General features: G+C 34.4%; 19 protein-coding genes and 1 riboswitch. Of the genes, 12 read left to right on the top strand and 7 right to left on the bottom strand.

From position 1 onward, the window contains the following. Nucleotides 1-315: 315 nt before the first annotated feature. Complete coding sequence (locus BCF58_RS03740; RefSeq protein WP_121460441.1) at nucleotides 316-975, top strand: ATP-binding cassette domain-containing protein; 660 nt, start codon at nucleotides 316-318, stop codon at nucleotides 973-975. A gap of 114 nt (nucleotides 976-1,089) precedes the next feature. On the opposite strand, the gene BCF58_RS03735 is transcribed toward BCF58_RS03740, so the two are convergent. Continuing rightward, entirely contained in the window at nucleotides 1,090-2,151 is a 1,062-nt protein-coding gene (locus BCF58_RS03735) for a GEVED domain-containing protein (protein WP_121460440.1), read from the bottom strand. A 238-nt stretch (nucleotides 2,152-2,389) separates the two neighbouring features. Between BCF58_RS03735 and BCF58_RS03730 the strand changes: the two genes are divergently transcribed. Both BCF58_RS03730 and BCF58_RS03725 read left to right on the top strand, forming a co-directional pair. Further along, entirely contained in the window at nucleotides 2,390-3,208 is an 819-nt protein-coding gene (locus BCF58_RS03730) for a hypothetical protein (RefSeq protein ID WP_228434726.1), read from the top strand. 50 nt (nucleotides 3,209-3,258) lie between these two features. After that, nucleotides 3,259-3,437, top strand: a riboswitch (cobalamin riboswitch). 110 nt (nucleotides 3,438-3,547) lie between these two features. Further along, entirely contained in the window at nucleotides 3,548-3,931 is a 384-nt protein-coding gene (locus BCF58_RS03725) for an acyl-CoA thioesterase (RefSeq protein ID WP_121460438.1), read from the top strand. A gap of 42 nt (nucleotides 3,932-3,973) precedes the next feature. Here the strand turns inward: BCF58_RS03725 and BCF58_RS03720 are convergent, their stop codons facing one another. After that, the gene (locus tag BCF58_RS03720) at nucleotides 3,974-4,564 is read right to left on the bottom strand and encodes an HD domain-containing protein (protein WP_121460437.1); all 591 of its coding nucleotides are present in this window, start codon (nucleotides 4,562-4,564) and stop codon (nucleotides 3,974-3,976) included. 2 nt (nucleotides 4,565-4,566) lie between these two features. Continuing rightward, nucleotides 4,567-5,256 carry an XAC2610-related protein gene (locus BCF58_RS03715; protein WP_121460436.1) on the bottom strand — a complete coding sequence of 230 codons (690 nt, stop codon included), beginning with the start codon at nucleotides 5,254-5,256 and terminating at the stop codon, nucleotides 4,567-4,569. A gap of 115 nt (nucleotides 5,257-5,371) precedes the next feature. On the opposite strand from BCF58_RS03715, the gene BCF58_RS03710 reads away from it, so the two are divergent. The 9 genes from BCF58_RS03710 (at nucleotide 5,372) to BCF58_RS03670 (ending at nucleotide 13,879) form a co-directional block, all read left to right on the top strand. Then, nucleotides 5,372-6,712, top strand: a complete 1,341-nt coding sequence (locus BCF58_RS03710; RefSeq protein ID WP_121460435.1) for a cytochrome P450 — start codon at nucleotides 5,372-5,374, stop codon at nucleotides 6,710-6,712. Between the two features lie 207 nt (nucleotides 6,713-6,919). Continuing rightward, a complete protein-coding gene (locus tag BCF58_RS03705) occupies nucleotides 6,920-7,249 on the top strand; it encodes a PadR family transcriptional regulator (protein ID WP_029295092.1) in 330 nt (109 codons plus the stop codon). 11 nt (nucleotides 7,250-7,260) lie between these two features. After that, nucleotides 7,261-8,976, top strand: coding sequence for a PspC domain-containing protein (locus BCF58_RS03700; RefSeq protein WP_121460434.1), 1,716 nt, complete (start codon nucleotides 7,261-7,263; stop codon nucleotides 8,974-8,976). 311 nt (nucleotides 8,977-9,287) lie between these two features. Beyond that, nucleotides 9,288-9,896 carry a 1-acyl-sn-glycerol-3-phosphate acyltransferase gene (locus tag BCF58_RS03695; RefSeq protein ID WP_121460433.1) on the top strand — a complete coding sequence of 203 codons (609 nt, stop codon included), beginning with the start codon at nucleotides 9,288-9,290 and terminating at the stop codon, nucleotides 9,894-9,896. A 90-nt stretch (nucleotides 9,897-9,986) separates the two neighbouring features. Continuing rightward, nucleotides 9,987-10,415, top strand: a complete 429-nt coding sequence (locus BCF58_RS03690) for a PaaI family thioesterase (RefSeq protein ID WP_121460432.1) — start codon at nucleotides 9,987-9,989, stop codon at nucleotides 10,413-10,415. A 197-nt stretch (nucleotides 10,416-10,612) separates the two neighbouring features. Beyond that, nucleotides 10,613-11,731 (top strand): RNA polymerase sigma factor, encoded by a 1,119-nt coding sequence (locus tag BCF58_RS03685; RefSeq protein WP_121460431.1) that lies wholly within the window; start codon nucleotides 10,613-10,615, stop codon nucleotides 11,729-11,731. A gap of 12 nt (nucleotides 11,732-11,743) precedes the next feature. Further along, a complete protein-coding gene (locus BCF58_RS03680) occupies nucleotides 11,744-12,610 on the top strand; it encodes an outer membrane beta-barrel protein (protein ID WP_121460430.1) in 867 nt (288 codons plus the stop codon). 23 nt (nucleotides 12,611-12,633) lie between these two features. After that, nucleotides 12,634-13,602, top strand: coding sequence for a chorismate-binding protein (locus tag BCF58_RS03675; protein ID WP_121461036.1), 969 nt, complete (start codon nucleotides 12,634-12,636; stop codon nucleotides 13,600-13,602). Nucleotides 13,603-13,690: 88 nt separating this feature from the next. After that, nucleotides 13,691-13,879: a bacteriocin-like protein gene (locus BCF58_RS03670; RefSeq protein WP_121460429.1), complete on the top strand. Its 189-nt coding sequence runs from the start codon at nucleotides 13,691-13,693 to the stop codon at nucleotides 13,877-13,879. Between the two features lie 83 nt (nucleotides 13,880-13,962). Here the strand turns inward: BCF58_RS03670 and BCF58_RS03665 are convergent, their stop codons facing one another. Genes BCF58_RS03665 through BCF58_RS03650 form a run of 4 tightly spaced genes read right to left on the bottom strand, consistent with a single transcriptional unit; the run spans nucleotide 13,963 to nucleotide 17,294 of the window. Then, a complete protein-coding gene (locus BCF58_RS03665; RefSeq protein ID WP_121460428.1) occupies nucleotides 13,963-14,157 on the bottom strand; it encodes a hypothetical protein in 195 nt (64 codons plus the stop codon). A gap of 5 nt (nucleotides 14,158-14,162) precedes the next feature. Continuing rightward, nucleotides 14,163-14,765, bottom strand: a complete 603-nt coding sequence (locus BCF58_RS03660) for a MarC family protein (protein WP_121460427.1) — start codon at nucleotides 14,763-14,765, stop codon at nucleotides 14,163-14,165. Nucleotides 14,766-14,808: 43 nt separating this feature from the next. Continuing rightward, on the bottom strand, nucleotides 14,809-16,548 hold the full coding sequence (locus BCF58_RS03655) for a BatD family protein (protein ID WP_121460426.1): 1,740 nt from the start codon (nucleotides 16,546-16,548) through the stop codon (nucleotides 14,809-14,811). Beyond that, on the bottom strand, nucleotides 16,548-17,294 hold the full coding sequence (locus tag BCF58_RS03650) for a tetratricopeptide repeat protein (RefSeq protein WP_228434725.1): 747 nt from the start codon (nucleotides 17,292-17,294) through the stop codon (nucleotides 16,548-16,550). The genes BCF58_RS03655 and BCF58_RS03650 overlap by 1 nt, the downstream gene beginning before the upstream one ends. Between the last annotated feature and the right edge of the window lie 16 nt (nucleotides 17,295-17,310).

Below are 17,310 nucleotides of genomic sequence, written 5' to 3'. Positions count from 1 at the left end.
AAACTTCGAAATATTATGAAAAAACAGTGGGTAATATTAAAATGAAGATGATTTTTAAAATTCTTGGAATATTTTATATAAAACTGCTGATTCCTGCTGTTTTATTTTCTTTACTGGCAGCTTCTCTAACAGGTTTTTCATATCATAATTTCGGACTATGTTTTTTCTTGATCTTTCCAACTTTCCAGTATTTTATCTATGAGCTAAGGTATAAAAATGAATACTATTTTTATGCGAATTTTGGATTTTCGAAAACATTTTTGTGGATCTTACTTTGGCAATAAGTCTCATCGTTAAATTTACAACAGTATTCTTATGAGCAGGTTGCATATAGATAGTGTTACGAAATCTTTTGGCTCAAAGAAAATTTTACAGGATATTTACTTAAGCTGTGAAACAGGAAAAATTACCGGGCTTCTGGGAAGAAACGGCGAAGGTAAATCTACTTTACTTCAAATTATATTTGGAACTGTAAAGGGTGACACCCAATTTATACGATTTGATCATAGTATTCTCAACACCCTGTTTGACAGAAAAAACAGAATTACCTACCTGCCCCAACAATCTTTTTTACCCAAAAACACTAAGGTTAAAAGTTTAATCAGCTTATTTTGCGATAAAAAAAATGCAGAGGAACTATTTTCATTAGTCCTGATTCAGCCTTTTTTAAATGAAACGGCCAAAAATCTTTCTCATGGTGAAAAACGACTTATTGAAATACTTTTAGTTATTTATTCGAATTCGGATTTTTCTTTACTGGATGAACCATTTTATGGACTTTCGCCTAAGTTTATTGAAGAAGTAAAGTTTTTAATTCAGCAGCAGTCGAAACGGAAAGGATTCATTATTTCAGATCTCCAATATCATTATGTTCTTTCCATTTCCAATGATATTTATCTTCTGTCTGACACTCATCTGAAGCTTATTAAAGACGATAAAGAACTACAATTTTTAAAATATTTACCTTCATCATAATGATTAATTGAAAGAGGTTGTTTCAAAAGATAAACTAATGCTCTAAGAATTCCCTAAACGTCAAAATTTATCAGACAGGAGTCCGAGAGAGGGTGTTTTTGAGACAACCTCTTTTTAATTCTTAATAAACTTTAATCGAGTAGTATTTTTCTTGTCATTAATTTGAATAAAATATGTTCCTTTTATCAAATTGTGAACATTAACTTTGTAATCTAAAATCTGTCCTTTGCTTATCTTTTGTCCAGCTATATTATATATTTCAAATTCTGTGTCTGAGGAAACTCCCAAAATATTTAAAACATCTGAACAAGGATTAGGGTATACTATAATTTCATTATTTTTTTCATTTTCTTCAACTATAAGACTTGAAGGGTCTACAAATTCCACTTCATAATCTTCAATCTCGCCCGGAGCCCCACAAGAACCAATATATTGTGATGTAGAAGAAATAACTCTCATTATTACTTTACATGGTCCTAAAAAAACCTGTGAAGGAATATCAAAAGTGGTAGTGATTGTGGGATTTGTATCATTAATTGAGTTGAATATTAGCTCGCCACTAGAAGAATCAAAACTCCTATCCCCATTATAATCAATCCAAACTTTCAAAGTTGTCGGAGTATTTATGTAAGATCCTGCTTTAGTTATTGAAATGGTATTATTGGTATTTCCTATTGCTAATTTTACTTTACGCATAGGATCTGTACGATAGTTTGTAAAATAAGAAGTAGCTGTTGAATTACTCACCATAACGGGTAAACCTGTTGCATTTACGGTAACATTTGATATATATATATTGGGAGTAGCTGGTGTAATAGAATTATCCATACAATACAACATAGAAGTCGTAAAAAAAACAGCAGCAGAAGGCCCAGCTCCAGCTTGGGCATTACTTACTGTTACCTCATAGTTTTTACATTGTGTAAGACCTGTAATTGTTATAGATGAGTTTGAGGTGTAATTAGTTCCTCCAGAGCCTGGATTTCCAACTATATTATAAGATACAACATATCCTGTTCCAAAAACAGGATCCCATGATACAGTTGCCGAAGTAGGAGTTATATTCGTAACTTTAATATTTGAAGGTGGCAATAAGTATATATCACTTAAATTATTACTTTTATAAAATGAAATTATTAATAAAAATAATAAGAGAAAGAACTTTTTTTTCATCATGATTAGGTTTAAAGTTTATTGATTGTCAGTTTTACTTGCCCAATAGCTCTTTTTATAGAAAAAAGAAAAGGTCTGAATCATATTATAAAATAATGATTTAGATTGTAAACAGACAATCAGAAAAGTTTTAATTTTTTTGATATAGCAAATTTAAAAAAATAATTCATTAAGCCACATTAAAGATTTTCATATAATGCAACAATATAATTATGTATTGCGAAGTATTTAATTTATATATTTGAAAATTAAAATTTTCATGATGGTTTCCGAAAGCAAGACGTTGTATATCTTTCTGTTCAGTATTTTTTCTTTAGTTTTTGTTAATGGACAAAATAAAGTCCCTTTTGGAGTGGTAAAAGCTCAGGAAGGTTATGCAATGGTACGTGTACACAAGGATGACTACAGGAAAATCATTGATAAAATCCGTATGAAAACCGGTGATGTATTTGTCTATGTAAAGCCTGCTCCCGGAGAAACAGAATGGATATGGATACAATATCCTGAAAAACCTGAAATAGAAAAACCTTTTGTAAGATACGACAGCCTTAACAAAGAAGGAATGGTGAATAAGGAACGTATTGCATTCATTGACCAATTACCAAAATTCACTCCATCCAAGTCAAAAAACGGGAAATCTTTAATTTTCACGGATGATACTAATCCGAAAATCCCGGGAAATCAAAGGACTAAGGTAATCATCGATATTTATCCGTCCTATGCGAAAATCAAAAAGCAGGAAAAAGATGCCGATGGAAATATCATTACAATTGATAAAGTAAAATCATGGGGAGTGGGCAAAGAGCTTCCCGAAGACTTAACTGAAATCAAATCTATACGCGTACAACAACCGGGAAGAGGTTCAGTATTCGTGAGAGATGCCGTCAAAAATATGTTCCAGCCTACTATGGATTTCAATAATATTGCAGTAACCGCTCTCGATAATGATCATATTTTCCTTTACATGATCAACGGTTCCGGCGAAAACAGGTATACAACACTCTGGACCATCAAGGAAGGAAGGGCTGTAAGCCAGATTATTTTTAAAAATCCTGAATAATATAGGAATTCTCAAGATTATCCTTATTTTTGTCACTGAAAAGTGTAAAACTTATTCACCAAGAAACTGGTACTGCTTAACTGCAGCTTAAAAGGGAATCGTGTGAAAATCACGAACTGTCGCGCAACTGTAAGTAACCGAGATCTTTATTATGAATCCACTGTGCAATGCATGGGAAGGAAATAAAGAGGGTACAAGTCAGGAGACCTGCCTTTTTCTTTATACAAAAAACTTTCGCGATTTGAAGTTTATTGATCCGATGGATGTTCAGGGATTTCTGTTCCTGTTATGATCTCTTCGTTCCAATCTATTTCATTTCGCTTTAATTAATAATGAAATATGACTACAGAAGAAAGAATTGAAGCATCCGAAACCAGAATCTTTAAAGCGGTTTTCCCCAACACGACCAATCATTACGATACTCTTTTCGGAGGTACAGCCATGCAGCTGATGGATGAAGCAGCCTTTATCACCGCTACCCGCTTCGCAAGGAAAAGAGTAGTAACTGTAAGCAGCGATAAAATTGATTTCAAAAAGCCTATTCCGGCCGGAACCATTGTTGAATTAGTGGGAAAGGTAATTCACGTAGGAAAAACCAGTATGAAGGTAAATGTTGAAATCTATACGGAGCAGATGTATTGCTATGAAAGAGAAAGGGCTATTGTGGGAGACTTTACTTTTGTAGCGATTGATGAATACAAGAAACCAATCCAAATACTATAAATAGTGAAAGGTTTCGGCGGCCTTCGGCCGCCGAAACCCCTTTTATTTCAAAACCTTTTCCGTTTCCAGGCTTCTGTTTAATAACAATTCAAAGGCCTCTCCCATTTCATCCGATGCTCTGCTGATAGCATTTTCAAGCATTTTTCTGATTTGTTGTTCCGTTACTTTTGCTTCTGTCCAGCTTTTTCCTGACGTATGGGAATTCAGGATGAACGGCATAATCCGGTCTATAGAACAGGCAAAGATGGCATCCGGAGTTTTCTCTTCTTCAAATTCCAGCCAGAGGTCAAAAAATTCTGAACATAAAGGTTCATCCAAAATTCCGAAAATCTTTTGTGCAGACAATTTTTCTCTTTCAAATTTTCCAACCATAGCCTGCTCGTCAAACAGGAAAGTATCTCCGGCTTCTATTTCCACCAGGTCATGAATGGAAAGCATTCTTATGACTCTCAACAAATCAATATCCGCTCTGTTTTTGGCGTACGGATAAAGGATTTGTGCTAAAATAATAATCTGCCATGAATGTTCTGCGGTATTTTCCCTTCGCGAATCATCTGCATTGTAATTTCTTCTTTGTACATTTTTTAAAGCATCAACAGCTAAAATAAAATCGATCTCCTTCTGTATCTTCATGACTAATTTTCTTTATAATATTCTTGTATCGGATATTCTTTAATATGGGTAATCCATTTATCATCAATGAATTCTTTTTTGGTCACTTTCACCCTTTCACCACCCGTTGCATCTTCTTCCAGTTCGTACACTTTAAATAAGCCTCTTTGCGGAAGCACTGTATATTCTGTCGTCATATGCCAGCAGCATCCGGATTTTGAATAGGTGATCAATCTTTTGCGTTCGGAATCCGTATTAAACATTCCCAGGTTGTCATGGGCAAGATCGGTCAGCTCTTCACTTAATACAAACTGCTTTTTTGTTATATTAAAAACATATACATCATAAGAAGGACCACTATAGCTGCTTTCATTTCCGTTTCTGATGGCCATATCTTCCGTTCCGTCAAAATTAAAGTCATCAAAAATCAATGGGCTTTGTTCATTATATAACTGAATGATGTTCGCAGTGGGTTTTTGCTCTTCATTCAGATAGAAAAATAAATTATTAGAAGTAAATGTCTGAAACTTTTTTGAAGTCTTTTTATCCAGCAGTTCAATAGTTCCCTTTCCGCTGCATTCATCTTTGTCACAAACTTCAACTTTCAATTTCACATCATAATTTTCCGATGCATCTTTTAATTCAAATTGATTTTGAGCTAAAACTGATTTCCCTAAAAGAATAAAAGGCAATAAAAATCGAAGATGTACCATATCTGTGTTTTCAATTATGATTGAATGTTTAAATCAAATTCTGTACAAAAATAAAGCTTTTGATTTAAAGCTATTTTATAAAGGATAAATTGTATTTTTATTGTAAATATTCGATATGGTTTCAGCATTCAATTATCCGGCAGAAATTAAAGGAAAAAGAAAATTGTATTCTTTATTTAAAGGGATAAAAAACCCTTTGGAAGTGATCAGCGGAAACCATGCAATCGCTGGCGATAATTATTATATCAAAGCAACTTTAACGAACAAAAATTTTATTTTTTCTCAGGATAAAGAAGTCATCGAATATATTTTAAAGCAAAATCATAAAAATTATTTTAAATCTGAAATACAGTCCGTCACCTTAGGAAAATACCTTGGAAACGGTTTGCTGACAAACAACGGAAAAGATTGGCTGAAACAAAGAAGATTGATTCAGCCAGGTTTTAGCAAAGCAAAAATTGCCAATCTGGTTTCCATTATGGAAAAGGAAATTGATGCCGCTTTTCAATCATTTGACAAAGAACCGGAAGTCGATTTGAATGTTTTTTTTCATACACTGGCTTTTAATATTGTTGCGAAAACCCTTTTCAGTTCGGATATTGATGAAAATAAAGTGTTGGAGTTGGGTAAAATCATTACTGAAGTTCAGGAGGTTTTTGCAAAAGAAGTGCGTTTGCCTTTTTATTCTCAAATTTTAAAAGTTTTTGGCGTTATAGATAAGACGATTAAAAAAAGTAAAAAATCAAAAGCCATTATTCAAAGTGTTTTGGATAAACGAAGAAGTTCAGGAGAAGAAAAAAATGATTTGCTGGATATGCTTATTCAGACACGATATGAGGATACGCAACTTCCAATGTCTGATGAACAGCTTGTTGATGAAATGCTGATTCTTTTCATCGCAGGTCATGAAACAACTGCCAATGCTTTAAGTTTTACCTTTTTTGAAATCAGTCAGAATTCTGAAGCAGAGAAAAAATTAAAACAGGAAATATCGGAAGAAGGTGAAAATAGCTTCACTCCTGAAAGTTTAATGAAAAAGTCTTTTACTTCAAATGTTATTAAAGAAGCGATGCGACTTCATTCTCCCGCATGGGCAATCGATCGTCAAGCGTTAGAAAATGACAGTTTTAAAGAATATTCCTGGCCAAAAGATACTTTAATTATACTTTATATAACAGGGTTGCACAGAAACCCTAAATATTGGGATGATCCCAATTCCTTTATTCCGGAGCGCTTCGAGGATGAAAATGCTAAAAACTTTGCCTATTATCCTTTCGGAGCTGGCCCACGCCTTTGCATCGGTGAACATTTTGCCATGATGGAAATGGTGCTTATTGTACGTAAATTCTATAAAAGCTTCAGATTTATATCATATCAGAAAGAATTGGAGAAAAAAGCATTGGTCACTTTAAGAACGACCAGTTTAAAGGGTAAAATTATTAAAAATTTGACCTGATTACTCATAAAATCCTCATTCCATAAATTTAGCATTAAAAATAATTAGACTGATTATCAATTAGTTATATTGTTTATTTATAATTTTTCACTACTTTGTATTGCATATTACCATTTTAATTACATATCTTTGTAATGTAAAATTAGAATAGGCTCAACTAGCTAGGGGCAGATTTCTAAAAATATAACTCATTAAAACTTAATAAAGATGAATACTGAAAATACCAAAGCGCAAATGCGAAAAGGAATTCTGGAATTCTGTATTTTAAGTCTCATCAATCATCGTGAAATGTATGTTTCCGACCTTATAGATGAACTGAAAAAAGGAAAACTGGACGTAGTAGAAGGAACACTCTACCCCCTTTTAACAAGATTGAAAAATGGTGAGTTCCTTTCTTACCGATGGGAAGAATCCACAGGAGGACCACCAAGAAAATATTACCAGATCACAGAAAAAGGTAAGCTGTTTTTAGATGAACTTCAAAATACCTGGAACGAATTAACAGATTCAGTAAACCAAATCACTCAAAAAAATTAAAAAACAAAGCTATGAACAAGACACTCTCAATAGGACTCGCAGGTTTTTCTTTCACCATAGAAGAACACGCATATATAAAGCTTAGCGATTACCTGAATGCACTGAGAAACTCATTAGATGCTTCAGAGGCAGAAGAGGTAATGCATGACATAGAAATCAGAATGGTTGAAATCTTCAAAGATTCTTTAGGTAAAAGAGAAGTGATCAACGATGGAGACGTAGAAAGAGTCATTGCTCAAATCGGTACTCCTGAAAAGATCGAAGAGCAGGAAGAAGCTTATTATTCTGAAAAGAACCACGCAAGACAAAACAATACAGGAACTACTTATTCGGATAAAAAACAATTGTTCCGTGATCCTGAAAGACAAAAAATCGCTGGAGTTTGTGCCGGTTTAGCGCACTACGTAGGAATGGATATTACTGCCATGAGAGCCATCTGGTTAGGAATCTTCGTTCTGGGAATCTTTACCGCAGCCATCTCTTCTTCATTAATCGCATTATTGTACATCATTCTTTGGATCGTACTTCCCAAAGCGGAAACTGCAGCAGATTTCCTGAAAATGAAGGGAAAGCCTATGAACTTCGACAATCTTAAGAATGAGTCTAATAAATTGGTGCAATTTGCCAATGAATCTACTCAGAGGGTCGGAGAGATGTACATCGAAAGCAAACCCTACATCAATAATGCCGGGAGCGGAATCTGGAATGTAATAAGATATATTTTAGGAGGAATATTTGCCTTAATGTCTTTCTCTTGTTTAATAGGTGTATTTGTATTGTTCGGATTTATGGGAAATAGTGACTTCCCTCCTATCAGCGAAATGGATTTTTATTTTGATAATGACGGAATGAGATACGTTCTTATGGCAATGATTATCTTAGGAAGTTTGATTCCTGCCTTATTATTTGCTTTATTAAGTATTAAATTAATTTCGCCAAAAACAAAATTAAGAAATACAGGTTGGGTTTTAGGTGCACTAATTCTGGGTTTAATCGCTGTTTCAACTTATTTTGGAATCAGTATGGCTAAAAAAGAAATGTTCTTAAAAGGTCATAAAGAAGATACTGAAGAAGTTTCTATCAACACCGTTTCAGATACATTATATGTAGATGTAAAACAAGTGGCCATCCCTCAAAACTTTAAAGGATATGATGATGATCTTTACTCTGATAAGGTTTCTGTTTATAAAAAAGACTGGGTTCATGTAGAAGTTACAAGAAAAGCTGATATTAAAACCCCATACCTGATCATTAAAAAAGAAGCAAAAGGATATAACCTTCCACTGAACGTAAATGTTCCGGTAGATATTATAAACAATAAGATTATTCTTCCAAACTATGTTAAATATCCTTATGAACACAGATTTAGAGATTACAGCATCGATTATGAATTGGTAATTCCTTCAAAATCTGTAGTGATTCCGGTAAAAAGTAACGGAATTGATTTCGACGGAGATTTGAATGGAGACGGAATCAACGATGATGATCAGGACAAAGATGAAGAAGGAAATATCAGAATCGAAAAAAATAAAATTTCGGTAAATGGATCTACTATTGAATACAGCTCCGATGATAAGGACAGTATTATCATCAATGGTAAAAAAGTTCCGAATGATAAGGCGGATAAAGTAATCGATTCTATGGCATCTGAAGTCAAAAAAATGAATAAGGATGTAGATATTAAAGTTAAAGACGGAAAAAACGAAATTTCCATACAAACTAAATAATGAACTGCAGAGAGTGGCAGAAGGTGTGAATGGATAGCAACCGTTTGAAATTCACACTCTTCTTCTCTCAAAAAGAATAAAAAATCATATTGTTTTTATTCTTTATGTTAAAAATTTATTATACCTTCGTATAGTAATTATAATCTTCCCAAACCAAAAACAAATATTTTTAACCATGGTACAAATAGCATTAGAAATTGTAATGAAAATCGTAGATTTAATCAGCGGTTTATTTTAAGAGCGATAATATTTCAATATATTTGTAAAGTATAACCTCATTGGTTATACTTTCTTGTTTTAATACTGAAAATATGAAGAAACTGATAGGTAAACTGATGTTGAAAATGATGGGCTGGAAGGTGGTTCTCCAGGGAGATGTAAACAATCTGGACAGATGCATTCTGGTAGTAGCCCCTCATACCCACAATATGGAATATATTTTGGGGAATTTTGCCTATTGGTCCCTGGAAAAACCTTTAAAAATAATCATTAAAGACGCACATACCAAAGCCTGGTATGGGGGTCTTGTAAAAGGACTGGGAGGAATCGGTATTGACAGAAGCCAGAAGAATGACCTGGTAAATTTTGTCGCCAGGCAATTTGAAAAAGAAGATTTTAGCCTGGTTATCACTCCTGAAGGAACCAGAAGTTGGGTTCCGAAATGGAGAAAAGGATTTTATCATATGGCTTTAGCAGCAAAAGTCCCCATAGTTCTGGCTGCGGGAGATTTTAAAAGGAAAATTATTTATCTGGGATACACCATTCCCTATGAAAGAATTGCATCCGCTCCTTTTGCAGAGATTATGCAGGAGATTCAGGATTACTATATTAAAAATGATATTGTACCGAAAGTTCCTGCCAACTGGAATCCTAATATTATGGGTACTGATGAGAATCAGAAGTTAGAAGTTAGCAGTTAGCAGTTAGCAGTTAGCAGTTAGCAGTTAGCAGTTAGCAGTTAGCAAAATTATTACCATTTATTCATTACTAATCATTCATCATAATACAACATGCGAGGAGAAACGAAAGAAGAGATATTAGCATTTTTAAATAATTGGGGAGACATTACGTTAGCCAAAACGTTAGAAATACAATTCGTTGATATAGACCTGGAAAATGAAACATTGACTGCCACAATGCCTGTACAGCCAAAAGTACATCAGCCTTTCGGAATTCTGCATGGTGGTGCAAGCTGTGTTTTAGCGGAAACCTTGGGCTCAAGCCTGTCCAATATTTTCATCGATAGCAGTAAATATTACGGAGTAGGAACCAATATCAATTCAAACCATTTAAAAAGCAAAAAAAACGGAATCGTTACCGCAACCGCCCGGTTCATCAGAAAAGGTAAAACCATGCATGTCTCAGAAATTGAAATCCGTGATGAAGATGGAATTCTCATTAATCATACCACTATGACGAATAATATTCTTTTAAAATAAATACGGATAATCATTAAAAATATAAAGGCTCAATTTTTTGAGTCTTTTTTTATATCATTGCTGCAACCTTTTCATTTTTTTGCATCTTATAAGAAAAGACACATGAAAATTTTGATTAATTCATTTGATTATAATTAGATCTGCGGTTATTTACATGGAAAATCAATTCCATTTTTATATCCAAAAACTGATACTATATGAGACAAAACCACCCTATCGACTGGAAACAGATTTACAATGAGTATTCACCAAAACTCCTTGGGATTTGTCGCAGATATATACAGGACATCCAGACTGCAGAAGATATTGTGCAGGATAGTTTTATTGCTGCCATTCAAAACAATCATCAGCTAAGAGATGAAAAAGCAGTTCATGCCTGGCTCAAAACAATTGTAGTGAATAATGCATTGCAGTATTTACGTAAAAGCCATAAAGAGATCTTTGTTTCCTCCGCATCATCAGAAATTCCAGATACCTATTCAGATATGAATTATCCTTCCTCAGAAGAAAAACACATCTTCATATATGACTTCACCAAAGAAGAGCTGTTATCCTCCATAGACAGCCTTCCCTCCCATCACAAATCAGTTTTCAATTTGTACTTCATTGAAAACTTTTCTCATGCCGAAATTTCCGGTTTGTTGGGGATCTCCGTCAATACATCCAAGTCTCATTTATCAAGGGCAAAAAAAGCTATTCAAAACTTTCTGATGAATAGTATTGTGAATCAGGATACTCCGAGAAGCAAAAACAAAATAGCTCAGGCTTTTGTAATAGCAGGACTGGGAGGATTGTTGTGGGCACAAACTTTCAAAAATAAATTTGCAGACTTCAGAATATCTCCTTCAAAAGAACTCGAGATTCCTCAAAATGCTAAAATGAATGGGATTATTTTCTCTTCTTCTTCCAATCAGACATGGAAAAAGAAAATAATTATCAGTGGAACCATTTTATTAATCATTATAGCTTCTGTTTTCTTATTGAATCCTCGCAACAATTATTCAATCAATAATCATGATCATGTGATCAATACAACCGATGCAAATTCAGATATAAAAAACAATGGGTCAGAAAAAAAAACCTTTCAACAGTCCGATCCTAATTTGACTGTCAGTGATGCTTCTCGTCACAAAAGTTTAACGCAATCCGATAATCCAAAAAGCAACCCGGAAATTCCTTCTGATGTAAAAGAAAACACGGAGCTTCAAAAATCACGAAAAACAACAATTCAGAAAGATTCGGCAAAACACAATTCAAAAAAAGTTATTATTGTAAAAAAAATCATCCAGAGAGATACCGTATTTGTAGAAAGATAAAAACATCCCGCCATGTTTCTCAGAAAAGCAGCTTTTCTTATATTAATTATTCTCAGTCAGTTTTCCCAGGCACAAAGAAAAAAGAAGACTGATACAGTCTATGTCTATGAAAAATTGATCGTTTATGATACCATCTATCTGGAAAAGCCTCTGCTTATTAAATTCCGGGATATTGCTTTTCCCGCTCTGGCTATTGCAGACAAAAAAATTATACAATTCAATCCGAAGATCAGAAAAATCAGGACCCAGAAATATATCCGAAGAGCGACATTTCATTATGGAGCCGAAGCAGGAATGGGATTAAAAAGCAATTCCTGGAGCAAAGAATTTTCAGATAACCTGCAATGGGGAGAAACTATTGGGATCTGGGCAGAGAAAAATATTACGGATACCCGATTATCATTCATGATGGCATTCAATCTTTATCATTGGAATTCTTCATTAGACTTGAATGCAAACAAAGATAATTCCTCCTTTAATGGCTATTATTTTACCGAGGACAATGAACCTTTAGTATTCCAAAGGTTCAACAACAGACATTTTGAATACGCTCTTCATATGAAATTGTTTTACGAATGGAAAAATATTCGTCCGTACGCTGGCGTATCCATGAACAGGAATATGTACAAAATGCAGTTTTTAGTTCCTGAAAATAATACTTGGGATAATTTCAAAACCCATAAAGTCAATTTAGGATTCTCTTTCGGGCTTCAATATCGATTTTTGAAAAAAATTACCGTGACGGCAGGTTACCAGCACTATAAAATAAAGAATGTTTCGTTAAAAAACAGCTCGTTTGATTTTGACATTTTTAAGACTAATAATACCTTTGCGGAAAGAAAAATCAATCTGGGAGTTTCTTATATGTTTTCCAGGTAATGATTTTTAAAAGCATCAACTCAATGATCTATTTCAAATTTCCTTTCAACGAAACGTTATATTCAACAGACGGTCAATCTACCCATAACTGTATAAAGTTTAATTCTTTTGATGGCCTGAAACAAATAGATTTTGACGGAAATATCATTGAAATAAATTCAGAACTGTTCGAACAACAAAGCATAACAAATATTCCTTTACCTAAGGACGACCGTAATTTTACAGCTGAAACTCAAACGGAATATTTACAAAAGCTCGAACAGGTAATACAGATTATCAAAGAAAATAAGCTTCCTAAGCTTGTATATTCCCGAAGAAAGATCTTCAAGGACTTCCATACAATTGATCTGAAAGAAAGCTTTGAAAATCTGTGCAACTCTTATCCTAATGCTTTCAGATATATTTTCATCAATGAAGAAGAATCATGGATGGGTGCTTTTTCAGAAGTATTGGGAAAATTCAACAAGATTACCCATGAATTTGAAACGATGAGTCTTGCGGGAACTCTTCCGGTCGCAGAAAGCTGGTCCGAAAAGGAAATCGAAGAGCAAAAGCCCGTCTCCTCTTATATTCAAAACATTCTTGAACACTATACAGACATGATAGATGTTTCGGAAACTTATGATCATGTTTCAGGCAATATCAAACATCTCAGAACGGATTTTAAAGCCAAAATACAGCCTGAACAATTGGATCAGATCATCCGTGAGCTTCACCCTACTCCAGCTGTCTGCGGAATCCCTAAAGAATTTTGCAAGGAGAATATTCAAAAGCTTGAAAAATACCCCCGCGAATTGTACGCAGGATATATTAAAATTGAGACAGAAGAAACGATACAATATTTCGTTAATCTGCGTTGTGCAAAACTTCATCAGAACTCAGTCCATACGTTCGTTGGCGGTGGAATAACCGCTCAAAGCGATCCGGAGAAAGAATGGAGGGAAACAGAACTGAAATCTGAAGCTGTTTTGAAAAACCTTGTGATTTTATAGAAATACTATTTCAGAAAAATATTTGAATTTTAATTCCCTATTTAATGAATTTTGTTATATTTGAGTTCCAACAAATTAAAATTACATTATGAAAAATCTAAAGAAAATTTCGAGAGATGATTTAAAACAAATCAAAGGAGGTGGACCAAATGTTCCGGCTTGTCCTGTGGGACATGTTTGGAGATGTGAAGCTATTGGTGTATGTTCTGAAGAATTCGATCAATGGGATTGCCTTTGCGGATGCTATCCTGTAAATACACTTCCTTTTCCAAGATAATTATCATTCCTCAGGAATGATATGATCAAAAAATAAAAGCCTCTTTCCAATGGAAAGAGGCTTTTATTTTATAATAGTTAAAATTATTTCTTTGCGCCGATCTTACTCCATGTATTCAACACGAAAAGTAAGATAAGACCAATAATCGCTGTTGCAATAGAAAATACAAATTTCAGGTTATCTTCTGATAAAATCTCTGATTTCCAGTCTAAGGCATACAAATTAATGGCAATAAAAACGATAAACAACACTAAAAATACTTTATAAGTCTTCTCCATGATTCTTAAAAATTAATATAAGCTTGCACCAATTGGGCAAAGTTGGCAGTGAATAATTTAATTGAAATCGCCAGAAGGATAATTCCGAAAACTTTTTGCAGGATCGCTAAAGTAGCTTCCCCCATTTTCTTCTCCAACCATGTGGCCGATTTCAGCACCAAATATACGAAAATTGTGTTGAGAATGATCCCACAAATAATATTAATATCATGAAACTCAGCCCTGAGAGAAAGTGTAGTGGTTAAGGTTCCTGCACCTGCAACCAACGGAAACGCAATAGGGACAATGGATGCGGACTTCGCTTCCGAAGTTTTATTGATTTCAATTCCTAAAATCATCTCCAGGGCAATGATAAAAATCACAAATGCACCGGCAATGGCGAAAGAATTTACATCTACTCCAATAAATTTCAGGATTTTATTCCCCACAAAAAGGAACACCAGCATTATAACCCCGGCTGTAATAGACGCTCTTTCTGCTTCTATCTTCCCGAATTTCTGCTGTAAACTTACAATAATAGGAACAGAGCCGATAATATCAATTACGGCAAAAAGAACCATAAAACAGGTAACAATTTCCTTAAGTGAAAAATGATCAAAAACTTCCATCTTTTGTAATTAAAAATTTCGCAAAAATATGAAAAATAATTGACTATTTGCTAATCTGAGAATACAAATTTACAATTGCTTTTAAAAGTTCCTCAATGCCTTCGTTAGATTTTACAGGGGCATATTTTTCGATCTGGATTCTTTGAGAAAGACTTCTGTATTCTTCAGCAATGGCAGTTCCTTTATAGCTTTCCAGGAACTTTCTAAAATCTTCAGCAGAACTTTGAAAGTACTGACCTCTTACTTCGGCATCAAGCTCATCAACCGTATCAAAGAATTTCTGATATTCTCCATGATCCTTTAAGTTTTCCAGATAGCTGAAATAATCGCTCACATCCGTTTTTAATCTTTCTCTGATTTCATTTTCCGTTTCAGCTACAGAACCCAAAGGTTTTGAAGATACGGTTTCTTTAACTAAAGCCCGCTTTTTTTGCCAATTTTTAAATAAAAGATAAATAATAAATAACCCTAATAAAATAGCAATATTGGTCAGAAGGATATTCCAATGGAACTTATTCTTTTCCTTCACCTTAAACGATGTGGTTTTCAGTACGGGAGTATTTACCGTCTCCAAAAGATTATTGGTATACTCATTGACTCTTTCCACTGTGGTTTTGGATTCAAGAACCTGTTCGTGAGAAAGGGCATTCAGGGCTAATGTTTCCTGGCCAAGATCCACATATTCTTTGCTCTCAGGATTGAAAAAAGCAAACTCTTCGGTTTTAATGGCAATAAGGCCCGGCTTTTTAGGAATTACCACATAATTAGCCAATATTTCTCCTTTAATGCCCGTTAAACCCGGAGTAACTTTAGAAGTGATTTTAGGAGCAAAAACTTCATAGTCGGGAGACAATGCCAGTTTTGGCAATTCCAGGTCGGATAAATTTCCTTCACCGGCAACCTTCACCACAACATTAATTGGTTTTTTTACCTCTACCTTTTCTTTGGAGGCATTATAAACGCTTATACTGAAATTACCTACCGCATTTTTAAAGTATTCGGGAGACCCTTCCGGAAGTTTTTTTACATTCAGTTTTACCTTATTCGAAAGTATTTTATTTTTAGTGGAATAAGTGCTCACTGAAGCCGATACGGAAGGAACTTCAACATATCCTGATTCATTAGGGAATACCAGGAACATTGCTAAAATCTGGGAAGGCATATTTCCATAACCTGAAGGATCAATTTCGGATTTTGCAAAATTAATCGGATGAACATTGATATTGTCTTGTTTCGGAAGGTGGATGTTATTTACTTTTCTCAGGTTATCCATACTCCTGGAATAGACTCTTAGAACAGCAATGGTCGGCTGATCCTGATAAACCTCCCTGTCCTCTATCTCCATATTCAGATATACTTCATTGGATACAGGATTGGTCGCTAATGATCTTTTATCAATATCTTTTATAACTATATCAAATGGCTCGGTTTTATAGATTTTATTATTGATGGTAACCAGTACAGATCCGATTTTGATCTTACCTTTTTTCTTGGGTTCCAGGGCAATCCTGGATACTTTTTGGGTAATCACCGTATTCGTGGCGGGATCAATGAATGTATTGGTTACAGAGCCGCTTCCAATAATATTAAATTTTGAAAGGTCGGGTAGCTGAAAAGCCGTCTGTTGTTCCAGATCACTTCCATCCAGTTCCAGCACCACGGTAAGATTCACAATATCTTTTCCGCTATACTCATTTTTATCTGTATCAAGAGAAAGATTTACCTGTCCGTAAGAAATTACGGATGTAAGAAGTAATAATATGTAAATCAGTCTATATTGCATCACCAATCTTTCTCGTTGCTTTGAGGCATCGAATAAGAATTTTTATTTAAAATTCTTCTGGCGGTTTCTTTTTCTTTTTCGCTTACTTTATTTAAAATTGCGTTTTCAAGATCTTTAGGCATTTTGCCTTCATTATTTTGATTCTGATCAGGATTATTTCCTTGTGGGCTTTCCCCTTTATTCTGCTGTCCGTTTCCCTGATCCTGCTGATCTTTCTTATCTCCTTTCTGATCATTATTCTTATTCTGATCATTTCCACCGCCGCCTTTTCCAGCATTATTCTGCTGGTTTTTCTTTTGTTCGTTTTGCTTTTCCTTTAACTTGGCAATTTCATAGTTCTTTCTTGTTGCTTCATTATAAGGATCCTGCTTCAGGGATTGTTTATAATAATCTGCCGCCTTTTCGGGCTGGTTCATCTGCATATAGGTATTCCCTAAATTATGAAGTGCCGCCGCCTTATCCGGAAGTGTCTGGGAAAGGCTTTGTGCTTTCTCAAATTCCGCTTTGGCTTCTTCATATTTCTTATTTTTATATAAGGCATTTCCTAAATTGTAATGCGCTGTAAAATCTTTCTCATTGGATTTTACGGCTTCCATATACTTAGAAGATGCACCATCATAATCTTTCCCGTTAAATTTCTGATTTCCTTCATAGACTAAAGTCCTGTAGTTATTCTGCCCAAACAGGAAGCTTGAGAATGAAAAGGCCACAATTAACGATAAAAATATGATTTTAGTATTCATCATATGCAAAATTATTCCT

Origin of the sequence: Chryseobacterium defluvii (assembly GCF_003634775.1) — a bacterium.
Classification (GTDB): Bacteria; Bacteroidota; Bacteroidia; order Flavobacteriales; family Weeksellaceae; genus Chryseobacterium; species Chryseobacterium defluvii.
Note: the sequence above shows the minus strand (reverse complement) of the source record. Positions and strands in the feature narration are given on the sequence as shown.

Bases quoted from the DNA above. Each gene is read 5' to 3' on its own strand.
- BCF58_RS03740 (WP_121460441.1), top strand. From the start codon at position 316: ATGAGCAGGTTGCATATAGATAGTGTTACGAAATCTTTTGGCTCAAAG.
- BCF58_RS03735 (WP_121460440.1), bottom strand. From the start codon at position 2,151: ATGATGAAAAAAAAGTTCTTTCTCTTATTATTTTTATTAATAATTTCA.
- BCF58_RS03725 (WP_121460438.1), top strand. From the start codon at position 3,548: ATGACTACAGAAGAAAGAATTGAAGCATCCGAAACCAGAATCTTTAAA.
- BCF58_RS03720 (WP_121460437.1), bottom strand. From the start codon at position 4,564: ATGAAGATACAGAAGGAGATCGATTTTATTTTAGCTGTTGATGCTTTA.
- BCF58_RS03715 (WP_121460436.1), bottom strand. From the start codon at position 5,256: ATGGTACATCTTCGATTTTTATTGCCTTTTATTCTTTTAGGGAAATCA.
- BCF58_RS03710 (WP_121460435.1), top strand. From the start codon at position 5,372: ATGGTTTCAGCATTCAATTATCCGGCAGAAATTAAAGGAAAAAGAAAA.
- BCF58_RS03705 (WP_029295092.1), top strand. From the start codon at position 6,920: ATGAATACTGAAAATACCAAAGCGCAAATGCGAAAAGGAATTCTGGAA.
- BCF58_RS03700 (WP_121460434.1), top strand. From the start codon at position 7,261: ATGAACAAGACACTCTCAATAGGACTCGCAGGTTTTTCTTTCACCATA.
- BCF58_RS03695 (WP_121460433.1), top strand. From the start codon at position 9,288: ATGAAGAAACTGATAGGTAAACTGATGTTGAAAATGATGGGCTGGAAG.
- BCF58_RS03690 (WP_121460432.1), top strand. From the start codon at position 9,987: ATGCGAGGAGAAACGAAAGAAGAGATATTAGCATTTTTAAATAATTGG.
- BCF58_RS03685 (WP_121460431.1), top strand. From the start codon at position 10,613: ATGAGACAAAACCACCCTATCGACTGGAAACAGATTTACAATGAGTAT.
- BCF58_RS03680 (WP_121460430.1), top strand. From the start codon at position 11,744: ATGTTTCTCAGAAAAGCAGCTTTTCTTATATTAATTATTCTCAGTCAG.
- BCF58_RS03675 (WP_121461036.1), top strand. From the start codon at position 12,634: ATGATCTATTTCAAATTTCCTTTCAACGAAACGTTATATTCAACAGAC.
- BCF58_RS03670 (WP_121460429.1), top strand. From the start codon at position 13,691: ATGAAAAATCTAAAGAAAATTTCGAGAGATGATTTAAAACAAATCAAA.
- BCF58_RS03665 (WP_121460428.1), bottom strand. From the start codon at position 14,157: ATGGAGAAGACTTATAAAGTATTTTTAGTGTTGTTTATCGTTTTTATT.
- BCF58_RS03660 (WP_121460427.1), bottom strand. From the start codon at position 14,765: ATGGAAGTTTTTGATCATTTTTCACTTAAGGAAATTGTTACCTGTTTT.
- BCF58_RS03655 (WP_121460426.1), bottom strand. From the start codon at position 16,548: ATGCAATATAGACTGATTTACATATTATTACTTCTTACATCCGTAATT.
- BCF58_RS03650 (WP_228434725.1), bottom strand. From the start codon at position 17,294: ATGATGAATACTAAAATCATATTTTTATCGTTAATTGTGGCCTTTTCA.